The 18719-nt window shown below is 65.8% G+C and carries 16 protein-coding genes and 1 tRNA gene; 2 read left to right on the forward strand and 15 right to left on the reverse strand.

The annotated features are described in order from the left end of the window. Positions 1–10: 10 nt before the first annotated feature. Complete coding sequence (locus tag FRZ44_RS20340) at positions 11–355, reverse strand: helix-turn-helix domain-containing protein (RefSeq protein ID WP_225308364.1); 345 nt, start codon at positions 353–355, stop codon at positions 11–13. Between the two features lie 32 nt (positions 356–387). Then, positions 388–672 carry a type II toxin-antitoxin system RelE/ParE family toxin gene (locus tag FRZ44_RS27585; RefSeq protein ID WP_318526378.1) on the reverse strand — a complete coding sequence of 95 codons (285 nt, stop codon included), beginning with the start codon at positions 670–672 and terminating at the stop codon, positions 388–390. A 307-nt stretch (positions 673–979) separates the two neighbouring features. On the opposite strand from FRZ44_RS27585, the gene FRZ44_RS20350 reads away from it, so the two are divergent. Then, complete coding sequence (locus FRZ44_RS20350) at positions 980–1498, forward strand: hypothetical protein (RefSeq protein WP_151178902.1); 519 nt, start codon at positions 980–982, stop codon at positions 1496–1498. A gap of 27 nt (positions 1499–1525) precedes the next feature. Here FRZ44_RS20350 and FRZ44_RS20355 read toward each other — a convergent pair whose 3' ends face one another. From FRZ44_RS20355 to FRZ44_RS20380, 6 genes are all read right to left on the reverse strand, one after another. Next, positions 1526–3469 (reverse strand): ABC transporter ATP-binding protein, encoded by a 1944-nt coding sequence (locus tag FRZ44_RS20355; RefSeq protein ID WP_151178903.1) that lies wholly within the window; start codon positions 3467–3469, stop codon positions 1526–1528. A 108-nt stretch (positions 3470–3577) separates the two neighbouring features. Then, positions 3578–4705, reverse strand: a complete 1128-nt coding sequence (locus FRZ44_RS20360; RefSeq protein ID WP_225308366.1) for an AI-2E family transporter — start codon at positions 4703–4705, stop codon at positions 3578–3580. A 122-nt stretch (positions 4706–4827) separates the two neighbouring features. Next, positions 4828–5151 (reverse strand): DUF883 family protein, encoded by a 324-nt coding sequence (locus tag FRZ44_RS20365; RefSeq protein WP_151178904.1) that lies wholly within the window; start codon positions 5149–5151, stop codon positions 4828–4830. Positions 5152–5292: 141 nt separating this feature from the next. Next, positions 5293–6075, reverse strand: a complete 783-nt coding sequence (locus tag FRZ44_RS20370; RefSeq protein WP_151178905.1) for an SDR family NAD(P)-dependent oxidoreductase — start codon at positions 6073–6075, stop codon at positions 5293–5295. 26 nt (positions 6076–6101) lie between these two features. Beyond that, positions 6102–6881 (reverse strand): SDR family NAD(P)-dependent oxidoreductase, encoded by a 780-nt coding sequence (locus FRZ44_RS20375; protein ID WP_151178906.1) that lies wholly within the window; start codon positions 6879–6881, stop codon positions 6102–6104. Between the two features lie 85 nt (positions 6882–6966). After that, positions 6967–9525 carry a M1 family metallopeptidase gene (locus FRZ44_RS20380; RefSeq protein WP_151178907.1) on the reverse strand — a complete coding sequence of 853 codons (2559 nt, stop codon included), beginning with the start codon at positions 9523–9525 and terminating at the stop codon, positions 6967–6969. A gap of 218 nt (positions 9526–9743) precedes the next feature. On the opposite strand from FRZ44_RS20380, the gene FRZ44_RS20385 reads away from it, so the two are divergent. After that, positions 9744–11618, forward strand: a complete 1875-nt coding sequence (locus tag FRZ44_RS20385) for an AsmA family protein (protein ID WP_191908212.1) — start codon at positions 9744–9746, stop codon at positions 11616–11618. A 36-nt stretch (positions 11619–11654) separates the two neighbouring features. On the opposite strand, the gene FRZ44_RS20390 is transcribed toward FRZ44_RS20385, so the two are convergent. From FRZ44_RS20390 to FRZ44_RS20420, 7 genes are all read right to left on the reverse strand, one after another. Beyond that, on the reverse strand, positions 11655–12074 hold the full coding sequence (locus tag FRZ44_RS20390; protein WP_151178909.1) for a CBS domain-containing protein: 420 nt from the start codon (positions 12072–12074) through the stop codon (positions 11655–11657). Positions 12075–12261: 187 nt separating this feature from the next. Continuing rightward, complete coding sequence (locus FRZ44_RS20395) at positions 12262–13044, reverse strand: hypothetical protein (RefSeq protein WP_151178910.1); 783 nt, start codon at positions 13042–13044, stop codon at positions 12262–12264. A 252-nt stretch (positions 13045–13296) separates the two neighbouring features. Further along, the gene (locus FRZ44_RS20400; RefSeq protein ID WP_225308367.1) at positions 13297–14727 is read right to left on the reverse strand and encodes an APC family permease; all 1431 of its coding nucleotides are present in this window, start codon (positions 14725–14727) and stop codon (positions 13297–13299) included. A gap of 67 nt (positions 14728–14794) precedes the next feature. Beyond that, positions 14795–15646, reverse strand: coding sequence for an SDR family NAD(P)-dependent oxidoreductase (locus tag FRZ44_RS20405; protein WP_225308368.1), 852 nt, complete (start codon positions 15644–15646; stop codon positions 14795–14797). Positions 15647–15885: 239 nt separating this feature from the next. After that, positions 15886–15961, reverse strand: a tRNA-Glu gene (locus FRZ44_RS20410). A gap of 177 nt (positions 15962–16138) precedes the next feature. Beyond that, positions 16139–17413: a flavin-containing monooxygenase gene (locus FRZ44_RS20415; RefSeq protein ID WP_151178912.1), complete on the reverse strand. Its 1275-nt coding sequence runs from the start codon at positions 17411–17413 to the stop codon at positions 16139–16141. Positions 17414–17664: 251 nt separating this feature from the next. Continuing rightward, entirely contained in the window at positions 17665–18705 is a 1041-nt protein-coding gene (locus FRZ44_RS20420; RefSeq protein WP_225308369.1) for a threonine aldolase family protein, read from the reverse strand. Positions 18706–18719: the final 14 nt, after the last annotated feature.

Genomic DNA, 18719 nt, shown 5'->3' on the forward strand with positions numbered 1-18719 from the left:
CTGGAATGCATCAGGCGGCCTTGCGGCTTTGTCGGCTCTTCTCCGGCGGTCCCTTCGCGGGTTCGGCAATGGCACCAATACTTCCCACCCTCACCGCCGGGCGGTCCGGAAACCGAGCGATGAGCACGAGCTCGCCGCCCAGCGCATCGACATAGTCGCTGAGCGTCGAGATGAGCAGGTCGGTTCGCCTCTCGATCTTGGAAACGCCGTCCTGCTGCAAGTTCAGTTTGCGCGCGATCGCGACCTGCGTCTTCTTCATCGCCTTGCGCAGCTGCTGCAACGACATTTCCTCGGCCAGCAGATCGGCCGTGCGCGCCTTGACGGCCTTTCGTTCTCTCGCCGGCAGTGCCGCCACCACCTCGCTCAGTTTCCGCGCTCGCATTGTCGTCAACTCCTCTTTGTCTTCAGCCGGGCCAGATGAGCGTCGAACCGCTCATCGGCTTTCCTTATCAAGGTTCGATAAAATCGCCGCTCGCTGGCGCCGGATTTGTCGCCGCCGCAGAGAAGAACGGCCCGGCGGCCCGGATCGAAGGCGAAAGCAACTCGCCACACCCCGTCCGCGGCGTCGAAACGCAATTCTTTTATGTTGGCGTGCCGGGAACCGTTCAATGAATCGATCCGGGGCCGGCCGCCGAGGGGCCCGAGTCTTTCGATGACGCCGGCTTGTGCCACCAATTCAATCCGTACCGCAGGCTCCAATGCGGCGATCTCATCCTCGAACTCCGGGGCGATCAGGACCGCCTACATCGTCTTATATATGCACTTAAGTAACTATTATATCAAGTGAATATATTCGACGGTGCCGCCGCTTCCTCATCCCGGACGACCGGGCTCGGCATCCCGCAACCGGCATAGGAGGGATAATCCCGTCGTGGTATCCGAGCCGCCAGGGGCCGGCAAGGGCCGATTTTTGCCCTCTCCCAGGGCGGGGCGGCTCCCTATATGAGTCAAGGGGAGGCACCGGCCGAAGGAAGGCGCCATGCCACGCGATCGAGGATCGAAGTTCACACGCGCCGCGACATGCGGGCTGCTCCTGGCAGGGGCCCTGACGGGTTATGCGCTGCTCACTCCCGCCGCGGCCGAAACGGCGGCGCGGCCCACGGGCAACCATTTTCAGGTGCCGATGATGCCCCGCTTCGACAGCGGCCCGGTACCCCCGCTGGGACCGGGCATTGTCCCGCCGCTCGGACCGACTATGGTCCCACCGCTGGTTTCCGAAAACTCCGGCAACGCCTTCAACCGGGTCCGACCGCACCGGTTTCCCTTCTTCCCGTTCATCGGCGGCGGGGCCGTCTATGTGAGCCAGCCTCCGGGCGTGGCGGCAGCGCCATTGTCCGTGGCGAGTGCGCCCGCGCTGCCGCCACCCCCGCCCGATTTCGAGCCCCGCCTGGTTTCGCTGAAGCCCTTCGCGCACCAGCCGGGCGATCCCGCCTCGGTCACGGTCTTGCGCGCGGGCGAGCCGGAAGAGGTGGTGACGTTCTCCGGGACTGCGCACTGACGAGGCGGCCCTGGCGAAAGCCTCGGGCTAACGCCGCTCCCAGCCCCGGACCGCCTCGAGCGGTTGCGGCTCCTCGCTATAGGGCTCGGGCGACGGCGGCGTGACGATGGCCGATTCGCCGGACGCGCCATCCTTGAGGACGCCGGCGCCGAAGCCGCCCGACTGCCGCAGCCAGAGCTTGGCATAGGCACCGCCCAGCTCCAGCAGCTGCGCGTGCGTCCCCTGCTCCACGATGCGGCCGTTCTCGAGGATGATCAGGCGGTCCATGCGCGCGATGGTCGAAAGCCGGTGGGCGATCGCGATCACGGTGCGGCCCTTCATCAACCCTTCGAGCTGTTCCTGGATGGCGCCCTCGACCTCGGAATCGAGCGCCGAGGTCGCCTCGTCGAGCACCAGGATCGGCGCGTTCTTGAGGATCACGCGCGCGATCGCGATGCGCTGGCGCTGGCCGCCCGACAGCTTTACCCCGCGCTCGCCGACATGAGCCTCGAAGCCGCGCCGCCCCTGCCAGTCCTCGAGCGTCTCGATGAATTCGAGCGCATGGGCCTTGGCGGCCGCGTCGCGCACCTCGACCTCGGTCGCCCCGGGACGGCCATAGCGGATATTGTCGCGGATCGAGCGGTGCAGCAGCGAGGTGTCCTGCGTCACCATCGCGATATGGGCGCGCAGGCTCTCCTGCGTGACCTTGGCGATGTCCTGTCCGTCGATCAGGATCCGCCCCTGCTCGAGATTGTAGAAACGCAGCAGCAGGTTCACGAGCGTCGACTTGCCGGCCCCCGACTGGCCGATCAGGCCGACGCGTTCGCCCGGCCTGATGTCGAGATCGATGCCATGCAGCACGCCGCGCGAGGTGCCATAGCCGAAATGCAGCTTCTCGAACCGCACATGGCCGGTGGTCACCTTGAGGATGCCGGCATTCGGCGGATCGGGCATCTGCAGCGGCACCGCGATCGAGCGCATGCCGTCCTGCACCACGCCGACATTTTCGAAGATCGCCGTCACGTTCTGCGCCACCCAGCCGGCGATGTTGGCGATCTGCCAGGAAAGCGGGATCGCCATCGCGACCGTCCCGACCGCGATCAGCCCCAGCGACCAGAGCCACATCGCCATGGCGGCGGTGCCCACCACCATCAGGATGTTGAGCCCGATGAGGGTGATGCTGAATATCGTGATCAGCCGCTGCTGGCGATGGAAGGTGCGGGTATGCTCATCCACCGCCTCGCGCACGAAATCGTCCTCGTCGCGCGGCTTGGCGAAGAGCTTGACGGTCAGGATGTTGGTGTAGCTGTCGACCACGCGGCCGGTGAGGGCCGAGCGCACCTCCGACATCTCGCGCGAGCGGTTGCGCATGCGCGGCACGCAGATGCGCAGCAGGATCACATAGCCGATGAACCAGCAGACCACCGGAATCGAGAGCCACCAGTCATGGGAGGCCAGGACCACGAGCGCGGTGCCGCCATAGACCAGGATGTAGAGCACCGCGTTGGTGCTGGCGACCACGCTTTCGCGCAAGGCCGGGCCCGTCTGCATGATCCGGTTGGCGATCCGGCCGGCGAAATCGTTCTGGAAGAAGGTCCAGCTCTGCCGCACCACATGCCAGTGGCTCTGCCAGCGGATCAGGTTGGTGAGGCCGGGCGCAATCGCCTGGTTGGTGACGAGGTTCTGCATGAGCAGGGCCGCCGGCCGCGCCACCAGCAGCACCGCCGCCATGCCGAGGAGCTGCGGCCAGGCCGCCGGGAAGAAGCTCTGGAAATCATGGGTCGAGACCAGCGTCACGATCCGGCCGATGAAGATCGGGATCGTGGTGTCGAGCCAGGCCACGGCGATGCCGGTCAGGAACAGGGCCACGACGAGCCCGCGAACCTGGCGCACATAATGCCAATAGAAGGCCATCAATCCCGACGGCGGGGCCGCGTCGGCCGAGGTCGCCGTCGGGTCGAGCCGACGCTCGAAGAAGCTGAACAGGGACATGGATCAAGGTCTTACAGGGAGTCGCAGTGACGGCAAAGCGGCAAGATTGCGACTCCGCCATGAACGAAAGAGCATGGCATCCAGGGGCTTGGACGCATTGCAGCCGCTTCACGTTCCCGACGAACGGGCCTCGCTCCTCGGCTCGGAGCCGAGGAAATGCCCCAGCGCCGCCAGCCGCTTGATGCGGTCGCAGATGATCTTGACGGTCGCCAGCATCGGCACCGCCAGCAGCGCGCCGGGGATGCCCCACATCCAGTACCAGAACACCAGCGAGACGATGATCAGCACCGGGTTGAGGATGAACCGGCGCGCCAGCAGCAGCGGCGTCACCAACTCGCCTTCGATCAGATGAATGGCCAGATAGATGCCGGTCGGCAGCAGCGCATGCCAGATCGTGCCGAAGGTCAGGAGGCTGGCGAGGAAGATGATGGCGATGCCGCCGAGCGGCCCCAGGATCGGAACATAGTTCAGCAGGAAAGCCAGCGTTCCCCACAGGACCGGGTCGGGCAGCCCGCAGAAATAGGCGGCGAGGCCGGTCAGCACCCCGACCGCGACATTCATCATGCTGATCGTGGCGAGATATTTCGAGATGTTGCTTTCGATCTCCCGCGAGATCTCGACCGCCTGCTTCTTGTTGCTCAGCGTCGGCAGGATCTCGACGAAGCGGCGCAAGAACAGATCGCCCGACATCAGGAGGAAGAACAGCAGCACCACCATGGTGCCGAGCCCCACCAGCATGTTCCGGGTGCCGCTGAACAGCATGCCGGTCACCCCGGGGGTCGCCAGGGTGACCGGCGTCGCCGAGGTCGAGGTGTTGTCCGTGAGATGCTCGATCTGCTTGCTGGCGTTCTCCAGATCGGCCATGGGCTGCTTGAAGACCCGAACCTGCGCGTCGAGGCGCGCCAGCGCGGCCGGCACCTTGGCGAGCCAGTCGGAGGCCGGTGCGGAGAGGGAGAAGCCGAGTGCCCCCACGCCGGCGATGACGAAAACGATCATCAGAATGGCCGTCACGCTCTTGGGGATACGGAATTTCGTCCCCAGGCGCATGGCCGGCTGCAGCACGAGATAGAGGATCGCGGCAAAGATGATCGGCAGGACGATCTGTCCGGCCAGGTAAAGCCCGTAGAACAGCAGCAACAGGAAGATGCCCAGGAGCAGCAGGGTCTTGGGATCCTCCGGCAGCGGCATCGTCTCGTCGCTGGCGGCCGCCGAAGCGGCTGGCTCAGCCGCGGCCACCGCCCCCGAGTCCGGGGCGGACTCCGCGGGCGGCTGGATCGAACTCAGAGTCGTGGCCGGAGAGACGTCGTCGGCGCGGCGGCCGGGACGGACAGCAGACGACTCATTGTCACCCGCGATGCTCAGCGAAGCACCAACCGGCTGGCGAGGAAGCCGAGACCGAAGGCGAGCAGCACGGCCGTCAAGGGCCGGGCGGTGATCTGCCCCCGGGCCGCTTCGACCGATACGGCGCCCTGCTCGGACACGGTGTCGTAGAGCTCGTTGGCCCGTTCGCTGATCTGCGACAGGAGCTCATTGGCCCGCTCGCTGGCATGGTCGACCGCACCGCTCTTGATCTGGCTGACGATGGCCGCAAAATCGGACTTCAAGGCGCCGATATCGTCGATCAACACGTCCAGATCGACCGGGGCCGAAGCCTTGCGCTTTGATTTCGTTGTACGTTTCATTCGGGAATCCCACTTCGCAAAATGTTGAGGAGGTGGGCAGACGCCCACCCTAACACGGACCAAACGCCCCAGCCCCGCCAAGGTTCCGGCGCGGGGGCCGATACCGTCCGTCCCGGTCGCAACGACGTCAGAACCGGCACCTCAAACCGCGTCGGGCGGCAGATAACGGGTCGCGAGCCAGCCGCCATCGACCGGCAGCACCACGCCGGAGATGAACTCGGCTTCCGGCGAGGCCAGGAAGCAGACGGCGGCGGCGATATCTTCGGGTTGCCCCACCCGGGGCGCCGGTGTGGTCTCGATCATGGCGCGCTGGTACCAGCGGCTCTCTTCGATGAAACGCTTGGTCATGGCGGTCTCGATCACGCCCGGCGCCACCGCATTGACGGTGATTCCGAGTGGCGTCCAATCCGCCGCCAATTGCCGCGTGAACTGCGCGACCCCGCCCTTCGCCGTCGCATAGAGCGCGGAGTTGGGAAATCCGACCAGCCCGAAGACCGAGCTGACATTGACGACGCGCCCGCCCGGCCGGGTCATGACCTTCAGGCTGTCGCGCGTCAGGCGGATCAGGCTGACGAGATTGACCGAGAACAACGTCGCGATCGTCTCGTCGTCATTGTCGGTGAACTGCCCGGCCTCGCGATCGATGCCGGCATTGTTCACCAGCACATCGAGGCGGCCGAAATGCCCTTGGCAGGCGGCCACGATCCGCGCGGGCGCCTCGCCGGAAGCGACATCGCAGACCAGCGGCTCGATCCGGGCGCTGGCATTGGCGGCGGCGGCCTCGGCGACCAGGCTCTCGAGCCCCGCCGGGTTGCGGTCGACCGCCAGCACGCTTGCGCTCTCCGCGGCCATGCGCAAGGCGACGCCGCGACCGATGCCGCTGCCCGCTCCGGTGACGATGACCGCACGTCCCTCGAACCGCATGATATGAGACTCCGCTTCGGGTGGGGTCAGGCGATCGAGCCGCCATCGACCGGCAGGCTGACGCCGGTGACGAAGGAGGAGGCGGGTCCGGCGAGATAGAGCACGGCATCGGCGACTTCGGCCGGTTTTCCGAAGCGCCCCAGCGGGTGGAACGCGATGAACTCTTGCTCGCGTTGGGCGCGCGCCGCCGGATCGCCCAGATCCTCGAACACCGATTGCAGCATCGGCGTGTCGATCGAGCCCGGGCAGACGCAATTGACCCGGATGTTCTCGGCCGCATGGTTGCGCGCGAGCGAGCGCGTCATGAGCGTGACCGCGCCCTTCGAGGCCGAATAGGGCCCGAGGAGCGGATCGCCCACCAGCCCCGCCGTCGAGGAGAAATTGACGATGCTGCCCCCGCCCCGCTTGCGCAGCAGCGGAATGAAATGCTTCACCGTCAGGAAGGTGCCATGGACATTGACGGCGAAGACCTTGAGCCAGTCCTCCTCGGAGCAATCCACGATCTTGCCGAAGGGGCCGATGATGCCGGCGGCGCAGACGACGATATCGACGCCGCCGAAGGCCGCGTCGGCCTTGCGGGCCGCCTCGGCCAGCGCCGCGCTGTCGGTGACGTCGAGGCAGCGCGATTGCACGTCGCAGGACCGTGGTGCCGCGATCGCTTCGCGTGTCGCCGCCAGCCCTTCCTTGTCGCGGTCGATCAGGACCAGCCCGGCCGTGCCCTCGCTGGCCAATTTCTGGGCCACGGCGCGGCCGAGGCCCGAGCCTGCGCCCGTGACGACGGCCGTCTTCCCGGCGAGTGTTGGCATTCGATCGTTCTCCCCCGCGTTTGGTTTTATCGAAAGCGGCGTCAACTATTGCAACAGTGCCGGCCCGCGTCGATGCCCCTTCGCCCTAACCGTTTGTCCGGAGCCACTCGTCGATTTCCGGCAGCCGCCGGGCCCTGACGGACAGCCGGAAATCCAGATCGGCGTAGTACCGTTCCACCTGCTTCCTGTTGGCCGCCGGCACATGCTCGTCGATGAATTTTCGCAGCGCCGGCAGCAGCGCCGGATCGGTGGACGATGCCGCCAGCGACGGCACGAAATTATGCCGCTGCAGCGCGTCGAGCCGGGCATTCACCTCGTCCGGATGCGCGAGCACGAAGCTCCAGGCCAGGCCGGTATTGTCGATGGCGACACGGGCGATCATGGCGGGGCTGGTTGTCTTCGGCGGATCGCCGCTCAAGGCCAGGTCGAGGGTTCGCCGCGCCAGAGCCGGTTCCCGGCTCAAGGCGAGGGCGAGAAAATACTGATCCTTGGCGATCGGGTCGGCGGCACTCTTCGCCAGACCGAGCAGCGCCTCATAGAGGGCCGCATCGGCATCGAAGGCGACGGCGCGCAGGACAGCTTGCCGGATGGCCGCGGGCAGGACCTTCGGATCCTCCGGATGAGCGACGGAATCCTGAAAACGCCGCCGCGCTTCGGCGACGACATCCCGGTCGCGGAGCCGGCCGAGGGCGCCGATGAGATCCTCCCGCAGAACGGCGACATTGTCGGCCTCTCCCGGGCGGCGGCCCCACCCGATCCGGGCGAAGACCGGCGTCAGGATCCGGATGGCGTAGGATTGCAGCGCGGCGCGTCCCGGCAGGCCGGCATAGAGCGCATCGATCGACAACAGGGTCTCGACGATCTGCCGCCAGATGACCGTGTCGGCGTCGGCGCTCGTCCGGCGCGTCAGGTCCAGATAGGCCGGCATCGGCATGAGACCGGCCTCCCCGAGGGCCCAGGCGTCGTAGAGCAATCCGAGCTGGTCCACGGCCGGCAGAACGGCGAACTTGTCCGCAAGGGTGGCGAACGCGTCCGCCGCATACCGGCTCCGGAAATAGGCGGCCTGGCCCATATTGATCTTCACCGGCAGGCCGCCCTCGATCTCGAGGGTGACGGGCTTGTCGCCCGTGACGAGGGTCTTGCGCGGCGGATGGCCGTCACCGACCGAGGCGGCCGAGACGGGCGCGTGCCAGACCAGGGGCTGGCGCGACGCATCATCCACCCCGAAGCGGCCCTGAGCCAGGGCGATCTCCACAGAGCCCGTCTTCGGCTGCGCCCGTTCGACGCTGATCAAGGGGACGCCGGGCTGCAAGGTGAAGTCGTCCGCGATCGTCTTGATGTTCCGTCCACCGGCGGCCTCGATCGCCGACCAGAGATCGTCGGTGACGGTGTTCCCGTAGGCATGGCGCCGCATATAGTCGCGAACGCCCTCCCTGAAGACCGTCTCGCCCACATGGCTTTCCAGCATCCGGATGACGGCCTGGCCCTTGCGGTAGGTGATGTCGTCGAAGGCCTGATCGGCCTGGTCGCCGCTGGCGACGGGCTGCACGACGGGATGGGTCGTGCCCTTCGCATCCTGCCGCATCGCCCGCTGGCGCGCGGATTCGGACTGGAGCCACATCGACCATTCCGGATGGAAGCGGTCGGTGGCCTTGTTCTCCATCCAGGAGGCGAAGCCCTCGTTGAGCCAGAGCTCGTCCCACCAGCTCATGGTCACGAGATCGCCGAACCACATATGCGCCATCTCATGGGCAATGACGACGAACACGCGTTGCCGGTCGGACTCGCTCGACAAGGCCGGATCGAGCAGCAGGACCTTTTCGAAATAGAGGATGGCGCCCCAGTTCTCCATGGCGGCGAAACCGCCGGCCCCGGGTGCCGCGATCAGATCCAGCTTCGGCAGCGGATAGGGAATGCCGAAATAATCGTTTAAATAGCCAAGCAGTTCGACGGCGCTGTCCAGGGCGAACTGTCCCTTATAGGCGCTGCCGCGCCGCGCGATGACGGCGATCTCGACGCCATCGGCCTGGGTCACCAGCCGCTCCAGATCGCCGATGCCGAGAAACAGGAGATAGGTCGACATCGAGGGGCTTTTCTGGAAGCGGATATAGTGAAGCCCCGCCTCGGAACGGTCGATCCGGTCGATGGGCATGTTGGAGACGGCGGTCTCCGTCGCCGCGACCACCACGCTGATCGTGAAGGTCGCCTTGTGCGCGGGCTCGTCCCAGCAGGGCAGGAACCGCCGCGCCGCCACCGCTTCGAACTGGGTCAGGAGCATCTGGCGCCGGCCGGCGGGCGTGTCATAGCGCGTGACGAACAGGCCCATGGCGGTTTCGTTGATCTTGCCCTTGTAGTCGATGGCGAGATCGTAGCGCCCCGGCGGGACTTCCCGGTCGAGCGTGATGGTGATCTGCTGGCGGCCCGCGTCGGCACTCCATGTGCCGGAAAACGCCTGGCCACTGCCGCTCAGCATGGCCGAGAAGAGCTCCAGATCCAAGCCGTTCAGAATCACCGTCGAGGTCGGCGCCTCGACGGTGAGCGTGATCACCACCCGTCCTCTGAAGGTCAGCGTCGCCGCGCGCGGCTCGATCTCGACCGCGTAGTGGATGGGCCTGACATTCCGAGGAAGTTCCGTCTGTGCCATCTCGTCCTCTTCGATAAGCGCACCCAAACCGCAGAAGCGCCGAGCAATCTAGTATTGTCCGGCGCCAGGCCGCGATGAACAACCCATTAAACTTAGGGGAAACCGGTCTGCCGGTGCCGCGCGGCCTGCCTCCCGCCTCTTTCGGGAGGAACAGGACGGCGGACACCCACGTTACCACCGTGGGTGAAGTGTGCGCCACGAACAGGCAGGCCGGGGACATGAGACGTTTCGTCAAGATCGCGGCCTGGACAGCCGGCACCTTGGTCCTGCTTGTGGGGCTGGCAGCAGGGGCCGTCTACGTCTTCGCGACCTCCGATTATGTCCGCGCCCAGGTCGAGAACCATGCCAACGCCCTTTATGGCCGCGAGACCAAGGTCGGCAGCATCGCGGTCGATTGGGGCTGGGTCACGCATATCCATCTGGTCGACGTCCAGCTGTCGAATACCGACTGGGGCAAGGCCGATCACATGCTCAAGGCCGAGCGGGTCGACATCGACATTCGTCTCTGGCCGCTGACCCGGGGCGATTTCGAGCTGCCGCGGCTGGCGCTGCAGAAACCCGACATCGCGCTCGAACGCAACGCCGAGGGCAAATCGAACTGGAGCCCCGAAGAGAGCCCGGTCGCCGGCAATGTGGCGCAGGCGGTCCAGCCGGAGCGGCGCAGCGAGACGCCGTTGATCGACCAGCTCGAAATCGTCGATGGCCATGTCAGCTATATCGATCAGAAGCGCAAGCTCGATCTCGAAGGCGCGATCCAGACCGCGCAGGGTGCGGTCGGCAGCAATCCGCAGGCCGAGCTGACGCTCAAGGGCAAGCTCGAGGGCCAGCTTCTGACCCTCCATTTCGTCGGCGGTTCGGCGCTGATGCTGCGCGACACCAAGATTCCTTATCCGGTCGATCTCGACGTGGTCTATGGCAACACCAAGCTGAAGGCCCAGGGCACGGTGCAGGATCCCTTCGAGTTCAGCGGTGCCAACCTCAAGCTCTCGCTCTCCGGGCAGAATCTCGCCGATATCTTTCCGCTGCTGGGGATTCCCGGCCCACCGACGCCGCCCTACAAAATTTCAGGTCAGCTCACCCGGGACGGCGACATCTGGAAGGTTGCGGATGTGAAACTGCACTCGGGCGCCACTGATCTTCTCGGCGACGTCACCATCGACCAAAGCGGCAAGCCGCCGCACCTGACCGCGCATCTGGTCTCGCCGGACCTGCACTTTGCCGACCTTGCCCCCTTGATCGGCGCGTCGCCGGACAAGAAGCCCGACGCCAAGGCGGGCCTCTTCCCCGACGTCCCGCTCGATCTCGCCCGCATGAAAGAGATGGACATGGATGTCACGCTCGACGCCAGGAAGGTGACGGCGGCCTCGTTCGTGCCGGTGGATTCGTTCAAGGCCCGGATCCAGATCACGAACGGTCGGGTGGCGGTAAAACCCCTGACGGCTGCCTTCGGCGGCGGCACCATGACGGGAGAGATGACCCTCGACGGCCAGGCCAACCCGCCCAAGCTGCGCACGAATCTGCAGTTCCAGAAGGTCGAGCTCGCCACTTTCTTCAAGGGCACCCCCTTCTTCGACACCACCAAGGCCCAACTCCAGGGCCGCATCGTTCTCGCCGGCAGTGGCCGGTCGCTCGCCGATGTGATGGACACGGCCGACGGAGATATCGTGGTGACGATGGACGGAGGCTGGGTCAGCGGACTCATGGTGAGCCTGGCCGGCCTCCAGCTCGGCGACGCGCTGATCCTCTATGTCACCGGCGACAACACGATTCCCATCCGCTGTGCGCTGGCGCATGTGAACCTGAATCACGGCGCCATCACGTTCGACAAGACGCTGCTGGACACGAAGAAATCGGTGCTTCGCATCGAGGGGCAGGCCGATCTCGAGACCCAGGCCATCGACGTCAAGATCGAGGCCGATCCGAAGGAATTCGACCTGCTCGACCTGCATGCGCCGGTCCTGATCAAGGGCACGATGAGCAACCCGAAGATCTCGATCGACCGCGACATCCCGATCCCCATGCCCGAGTTCGGCGGCGCCAAGGACCTGGACTGCCCTCGACTGACCGATGAACTCTTCGGCGGCAAGTCCTAGCCACCGGGCCGGGCGAGAATCGGGCTGGCGTCGCGGCTAGATTCGCTCCCAGAGCCCGGTTTCCACATCGAGGCGGGCCTCCTCGAGGCCGCGAAAGTCGCCCCGGGAGATGATGCTGACGACCTTGCCGTCCTCGACGACCGGCAGATGCCGGAAACCGCCGTCTTCCATCAGGCGCAGCGCGTCGACGGCCGTATGCCGGGACGAGATCGTGCTCGGATTCGACGTCATGACCTCCGAGAGCGGCGTGTCGGCGGGATCGTGGGCGCGGGCCAGGAGACCGACGGCGTCCCGTCCGGTGAATATTCCGAGCAGGCGCTGCTCGGGGTCCACGACCAGTACGGCGCCCACGCGGCGCTGATGCATATGCCGGCAGGCGTCGCGGACACTCGCACTCGCGGGCAGCGTCACGGGGTGCTTGTGGTGGACCATTTCCGAGATTCTGCGCGTCGTCATGTCGGTCGCTCCTGCGGTGCGTCCTCGCCCGTGATATCGCATTGCCGCCGATCGATGCCCGTCGGCGGCGCCGTGATCGCGACCCGCCGCCGAGGCCTACGTCATTTCTATGACAGATGGAGCGCGCTCGACGTTGACATACATCAATATCGCAGACCGGGCTCGACGACCGCGCCGGCCCCGTCGCTCAGGGCTTCGTCTGCATCAACTTCCCGAGCCGCGTTTTGTCGTTGTAGACCAGCATGGCCGAGATGTGGCGGCTTTCGACCATGGCGATCATGCCGGCACCGGGCGCGATGAAGCGATATTCCGTCAGCTTGATGCTCGCCGGCCCGACCGAGCCCTTATAGTCCCACTTGATGAGGACGGCGTCGTAGCTGCCCGCGGGAACGGTGACCTTATAGGCGCCGATATAGCTGTAGGTGACGTCGAGCGAACCCGTGTGATTGACGTCGGTCGGGTCGGACAGATCGGAAACCGCCACCTTGACCGTCGACTTGCGGCTCTGGCCTGGTGCCAGCCCCGCGAGAATGAGCGGCTCGCCCGGGGTGAAGCGCGAGAGCACTTTCTGCTCGAGGTCCTGCTCGGCCAGAATGGCGGCGCCCCCGTCGGCCGTCTTCTGCAGGAAGAAGGCGCCGATCGGTTCGGCAGAGTAGCGCCAGCCCGGCGCGAACATCGGGTCGGTGGTGTCCTCGACCTTGTGATTCTCGGTGCGCGTCTTGCCGTCCGAGTCACGCACGCGATAGGACGTCACCGTGCCCTTCGGCGGCAGATACTGATCGGCCGTCAGCAACGCCGCGGCGGGCACGGGTTCGCCGACGACGCCGGTTCCCAGATATTTTTCGATCTGCGCCCGATCGTCGCCCGGCAGGGGAAATGTCGGGTCGGCCCCGCTGGCGCTGTTGCCGGCGAGGAGGAGAAACCACGCTGTCGCCATGGCAGCGACGGTGAACGGACGATGAATCGTCATGGATGAACGCTCCGCTGGTTCCGGCGATGGCAGTCCGGCGCAGATGCGGTCGGCTGCCATTCCGTATCGTCGCCGGGCGGACATTGTCCCGAGGAACGATCATCCGCCCGAAGGGAGGGAAGGTTAGGCCTTCATGGGCCCTGCGGGAAGCCCGACCCGGAAGGCATGAGATCGAAATCCCGGCCTCGGGCCGGCGCACGCCTGGTTTGCCAGGCGCGAGCCGGCCCTGCCGGTTTCAGGCCATCCGGGACGTCAGCGCGCGTTGCTCTGACGGGTCACATTCCCGAGCTGCAGGAGGCCCAGCACGAAGATGAAGAGCACCGACAGCGGAATGATGTAGTTCAGATACCAGGGCACGTCCGGCGTGCGCGGCCACATCAGGTTGAGGATCATGACGATCCCGAAGGCCAGCGCCAGCGCGTTGAGCAGCAGGCCCCATGAGCCGAGCTTGAAGCTCCCGGCCGGTTTCCATCCCTTGAGCCGGGCATAGAGCGCCCCGCCCACCACCATGTGGAACGAGGTGTAGATGCCCGCCGTGGCGAAGCTGATCAGCTGCGTGATGGCGTTGCTGGAGAACATGCCGAGCAGGATGATGATGCAGGGCACCACCGTGGCCGCCATGATGGCGGCGTTGGGCAGACCGCGTTTCTCGTCGATCTTCGCCAGCATGTTGTGGCCGAACACCAGGCGATCGCGCGCCATGGAGAACAGCAGACGGCTGGTCGAAGCCATGATGGCGGCGGCGGCGCTGACGATGATGATCACCAGCATGATGATGCCGAGCTTGGCGCCGATCGGCCCGAAATTGGCCAGCAATACGGCCTCGGCCGGGTTGGCGACGGTGCCGCTGACGGCACCCTGCATGTCGGGAACCGCCAGCGTCATGCCGAGCCCGATGACGAGCGTGCTGACGCCGCCGACCAGCATGGTCAGCATCATCGCCCGCGGGATCTTGTGGCTGGCTTCCTGAACTTCCTCACCCAGGTCGCCGCAGGCCTCGAAGCCGAAGATGATCCAGATGCCGATCAGGCTCGCCGCGAACAGGGCCGCGACATAGTTGTCCGATCCGGCGCCGAAATTCTGGAACAGGACGCTCCAGGGCTGGACCTGGCCGAACAGCAGCAGATAGATGCCGGCAAAGCCGAGACCGATGAGGCCGGCCCAGACACCCGCCTCCACGCCCTTGGCGAGGAGCTTGGTACCGCCGAAATTGATCGCCGCGGCGATGATGATCATCGCCAGGGCACCGATCGCATTGGTGAACGGCGAAACTTCATAGCCGAAGAGGGCCGCCAGATAGGGCGCGCCGCCATAGGCCAGGCCGGCATTGGTGGCGAGGAGCGCCAGCAGATACATGAAGGCGGTGAGGAAACCCCAGCGCGGGCCGACGAGCCGCCGCGCCCATTGATAGACGCCGCCGGCGATCGGATATTGCGAGGAGGCCTCGGCGAACACCATCGCCACCAGCACCTGGCCGAAGAGGATGACCGGCATGGTCCAGAAATAGGCGGGACCGGCGACGGTCAGGGCGAAGGCGAACAAGGCATAGAAGCCGGCCAGCGGACTCATATAGGAATAGCCCAGCGAGAAATCGGCGAAGAGGCCGAGCACCCGCTTGAATTGCGGCTTGTAGCCGAAGCCGGCAATGACCCTGTCCTCGGCGTCGAGTGGTCTCTCAGTCATTTTCATCCCCCTAGTTTTCTTGCGACTCTTGCGTCGCGATTTTTGACAGTGAAGGCACGTCCCAGGCCTAACCCTTGGCGAACCATCCGTTGTCGACATAGAGCGCCGCCCCATTGATGAAGCTGGCATCGTCGGAAGCGAGGAACAGCGCGGCGGCCGCGGCCTCCTCCGGCTCGCAGATCCGCACCTGCGCGGCGTTCAGATCCGCATCGCTCCATTTCTGGCCAAGCCCGTCGAGCTCCTTGATCTCGCGCAGGCCATGCGCGGTCTTGACGAAGCCGGGGCAGATGGCGTTGCAGCGGATATTGTGGTTCCGGTATTCGGTGGAGAGCGAGCGCGTGAGCTGCAGTAGCGCGCCTTTCGTCATGCAGTAGATCGCTTCCAGGGCGAAGCCCATCTCGCCGCCGTTCGACGAGGTGATGACGATCGAGCCGCCGCCATTCTCCAGCATCTGCGCCACCACGGCCTTGCAGACCAGGAAGGCCGACCGGACATTGATGTCCATCAGCCGGTCATACTCGGCCTCGGTCGTCAGATGGAACGGCCGGACCGTGACGGTGCCGGCGTGATTGAACAGCACGTCGATCGGGCCGAACTGCTTGTTGATCTTCGCGATGCCGGCGGAGACTTCCTTCGATTTGGAAGCGTCGGTCTTCACGAACAACGCACTGCCGCCGGCATCGCGGATCAGCCGTTCGACCTCCTGCCCTTCCTTCTCGAGGATATCGAGGATGCCGACCTTGCCGCCCTCGGCCGCGAAGCGAAGCGCCGCCGCGCGGCCCATGCCGCCGGCGCCGCCGCTGACCAGCACGGTCTTGCCGACGAAGCGTCGCCCGCTGAGAGTCGGTTTCGCGGCGGCAGCCGGATTCGAGCCGCGCGATACCATCGGCGCCTTCTGGCGCGACACCCGCTTGACCATGATTCCCCCCGTTTCGCGTCCCGGGCACGCGGTCTGCGGCATGGTGAGCGGCTTCGAGGGACCGCTCTTTCGATGTCGCGAAGGCGCACCGAGAAATCAGCGCATAGGCCCCTATGCTAAGCCCGGTAGGTCAGCCGACGCGAACTATTTTGCGAATTCGCGTGCCGGGCAGCAGGCGCGCATCAGGCCACATCCGAGCGGTCCCGGATCGGCGATCGGTCTGTGATTTCGATGACGGCTGGCGTCCCCTAGGGGATTTGAACCCCTGTTACCGCCGTGAGAGGGCGGTGTCCTAGGCCACTAGACGAAGGGGACCTATCAGCAGGCTCGGGGTGGCTCCTGGCCCTGATCCCAGGGGGATCCGGCGGGCGCCCGAGAGGGCCTTTGAATAGGGGAAGGCCCGCCCCCGATCAAGCCTTTTCGCGATAGGGTTCAAGCCCTTGATGCGGCAAGAGGTCCTGCCGCGCCAGGGGCCGGCCGCCCGTCTTTCGGTCACGATCCTTTGGTCTTCCCTCGCCCGCCGGGACGATAGGCCAGGTAGCCGCGCTGCATGGAAATATGGTCCGCCAGATACTTGGCGTCGTGCCAGACGCCCCAGATGAAGCTGGACCCCCTTCGCGACAGCCAGGGCAATCCCAGGAAATAGAGCCCCGGCACCGCCGAAACACCGCGGCGATGTTTCGGCCTCCCTTTCTCGTCGAAGGCGTCGAGCTTCAGCCAGCTGTAATCGACGGCAAAGCCGGTCGCCCAGATGATCGAGGTGATTCCGGCCTTCCGTAGGTTCAGCTCGAGAACGGGGTCGGTCACGCAGTCGGGGTCGGGCCCGATATTGCGGGCGTCGCGCTCCTCGGGAAGGTCGAGACCATTGCGGGCAATGAAGGCGTCGGCTTCGTCCAATACCGACAGGTAGTTCGCGTCCCCTTGCGCGATGTTGTCCGCCAGATCCGGCGCGAAGGACATCGCCCCGTCTTTGAATCTTTCCGCCCGGCCGACCAGCGTCATCCCCCGTTCGGCAAAACGCCGGAAGTCGACGGTGCGGCCGCCATAGGCGCCGCTCACCGCGATCGTGACATGCTCCTTGCCCTGCGGCGGGGTTTCGGCATCCCACTTGCCGAGGACCCCCAGCCACCAGACGAAGTCGCGCCCGCGATAGCCACGGGGAGGCCGGTCATGCGGACCGACCGACAGGAACACACGCCTTCCCGCGCGCAAGAGTTCGTCGGCGATCTGCGCGCCCGAAGATCCGGCTCCGACCACCAGCACCGCCCCCTCGGGCAACTGGCCGGGATTGCGATAGGCGTTGGAATGGATCTGGAACAGTCCCGCATCCTCAGGAACGACCGCGGGGATGACAGGGCGTTGGAAGGGTCCAGTGGCGGCCACGAGGTAGGTGGCATCAATGACGCCCGCCGACGTCTCGACATGAAAGCCGGGCCGGCCGCCATGGCTCCGCACCGACTTCACCTCCACGCCGCAGCGGATCGGCGCCGCGATCCTTTCCGCGTAAGCGACGAAATAATCCGCAACCCCTTCCTTGGGGGCGAAGGCATCGGGATCGATGCCGGCGAATTCCATGCCCGGAAATCGATCGTGCCAAGCCGGACCGTTGGCGACCAGAGAGTCCCATCGTTCCGAGCGCCAGCGTTCGGCAATCCGGTGCCGCTCCAGAACGAGATGAGGCATACCGGACTTGCTCAGATGCTCGCTCATGGCGATGCCGGCCTGGCCGGCGCCGACAACGAGCGTCTCCACTCTCTCAATCGACATTTCCGCGTTCCTGTCCGCCGTCGGAAGATCCTCAGCGGATCCGACCGCCAGTTTATGGGAGCCGCTTGCATTCAAGAAATATGAATTCACGAAGCACTGGATCGGTTTTTCCTATTGCCGGGAGCGAGGTCCAGCTGAGGGCGTGGACGGCGCGGTGCTTGCCGTGAATGGCAAGCCGCAAAGGCCGCTTCCTCGCCCTGCCGTGAGCGGGGCGAGGAAGCGCCGTAGGAAATTGAAGAAGTCGGCTTCGGCTAAGCCGCGTTGGCCGCCAGCAGACGCTTGGCGGCGGCGAGGAACGCGTCCACGGCCTGGACTTCCGTGTTCCAGGCCGTCACCAGCCGCAGGAACTGCGCCCCGTCCCAGCGATAGAACTTGAAGCCCTCGTGCTCGAGCCCCGCGACCGCCGCCTCCGGCAGCCGCACGAAAATCTCGTTCGCCTCGACCTCGTTCTCGAGCTTCGAGCCCGGCAGCCGAGCCAATCCGTCGGCGAGGCGCTTGGCCATGGCATTGGCATGACGGGCATTCGCGAGCCAGAGATCGCCCTCGAGATAGGCCTCGAGCTGGGCCGAGAGGAATCGCATCTTGGAGAACAGATGCCCGGCGCGCTTGCGGCGCAGCTCGAACTCGGCGGCCATTGTCTTGTCGAACAGCACCACGGCCTCGACACCCAGGGCGCCGTTCTTGGTGGCGCCGAAGGAGAGCGCCTCGATGCCGGCACGCCAGGTGAGATCGGCCGGGCTGCGGTTCAGCGTCACCAGCGCGTTGGCGAAGCGGGCGCCGTCCATGTGATAGCGCAGGCCATGGCGCTTGCAGGCGGCGCCAATGGCCGCGATCTCGTCCTGCCGATATACCGTGCCGAACTCGGTCGCCTGGGTGATGCTGACGGAAGCCGGCTGGACGTGATGCACCACGCCCTTGCCCGCACCGCCCCGCGCCTCGATCTCGCCGGCCTCGATCTTGCCGCCCTTGCCCCCCAGATTGACCAGCTTGGCGCCGCCGGTGAAGAACTCGGGGGCGCCGCATTCATCGACCGCCACATGCGAGACCTCGTGGCAGAAGATGGCGCCCCAGGGCGGTGTCATCGTCGCCAGTGCCAGCGCGTTCGCGGCCGAGCCGGTCGCGACCGGGAACACCGTGCAGTCGGTCTCGAAGATCTCCGAGAGCTTGCGCGTGACCCGCGCGCTGATGGGATCCTCGCCATAGGAGCTGACCGACTCCCGGTTCGCCGCCACCAGGGCTTCCAGCACCTTGGGATGCGCGCCGGTCACATTATCGCTGCGGAAATCCATCATGGCCTCGTTTGTTG

It is taken from the genome of Hypericibacter terrae, assembly GCF_008728855.1.
Classification (GTDB): Bacteria; Pseudomonadota; Alphaproteobacteria; order Dongiales; family Dongiaceae; genus Hypericibacter; species Hypericibacter terrae.

Bases quoted from the DNA above. Each gene is read 5' to 3' on its own strand.
- FRZ44_RS20365 (WP_151178904.1), bottom strand. From the start codon at position 5,151: ATGAAACGTACAACGAAATCAAAGCGCAAGGCTTCGGCCCCGGTCGAT.
- FRZ44_RS20375 (WP_151178906.1), bottom strand. From the start codon at position 6,881: ATGCCAACACTCGCCGGGAAGACGGCCGTCGTCACGGGCGCAGGCTCG.
- FRZ44_RS20395 (WP_151178910.1), bottom strand. From the start codon at position 13,044: ATGACGATTCATCGTCCGTTCACCGTCGCTGCCATGGCGACAGCGTGG.
- FRZ44_RS20370 (WP_151178905.1), bottom strand. From the start codon at position 6,075: ATGCGGTTCGAGGGACGTGCGGTCATCGTCACCGGAGCGGGCAGCGGC.
- FRZ44_RS20415 (WP_151178912.1), bottom strand. From the start codon at position 17,413: ATGTCGATTGAGAGAGTGGAGACGCTCGTTGTCGGCGCCGGCCAGGCC.
- FRZ44_RS20380 (WP_151178907.1), bottom strand. From the start codon at position 9,525: ATGGCACAGACGGAACTTCCTCGGAATGTCAGGCCCATCCACTACGCG.
- FRZ44_RS20355 (WP_151178903.1), bottom strand. From the start codon at position 3,469: ATGTCCCTGTTCAGCTTCTTCGAGCGTCGGCTCGACCCGACGGCGACC.
- FRZ44_RS20420 (WP_225308369.1), bottom strand. From the start codon at position 18,705: ATGATGGATTTCCGCAGCGATAATGTGACCGGCGCGCATCCCAAGGTG.
- FRZ44_RS20405 (WP_225308368.1), bottom strand. From the start codon at position 15,646: ATGGTCAAGCGGGTGTCGCGCCAGAAGGCGCCGATGGTATCGCGCGGC.
- FRZ44_RS20390 (WP_151178909.1), bottom strand. From the start codon at position 12,074: ATGACGACGCGCAGAATCTCGGAAATGGTCCACCACAAGCACCCCGTG.
- FRZ44_RS20385 (WP_191908212.1), top strand. From the start codon at position 9,744: ATGAGACGTTTCGTCAAGATCGCGGCCTGGACAGCCGGCACCTTGGTC.
- FRZ44_RS20400 (WP_225308367.1), bottom strand. From the start codon at position 14,727: ATGACTGAGAGACCACTCGACGCCGAGGACAGGGTCATTGCCGGCTTC.
- FRZ44_RS20350 (WP_151178902.1), top strand. From the start codon at position 980: ATGCCACGCGATCGAGGATCGAAGTTCACACGCGCCGCGACATGCGGG.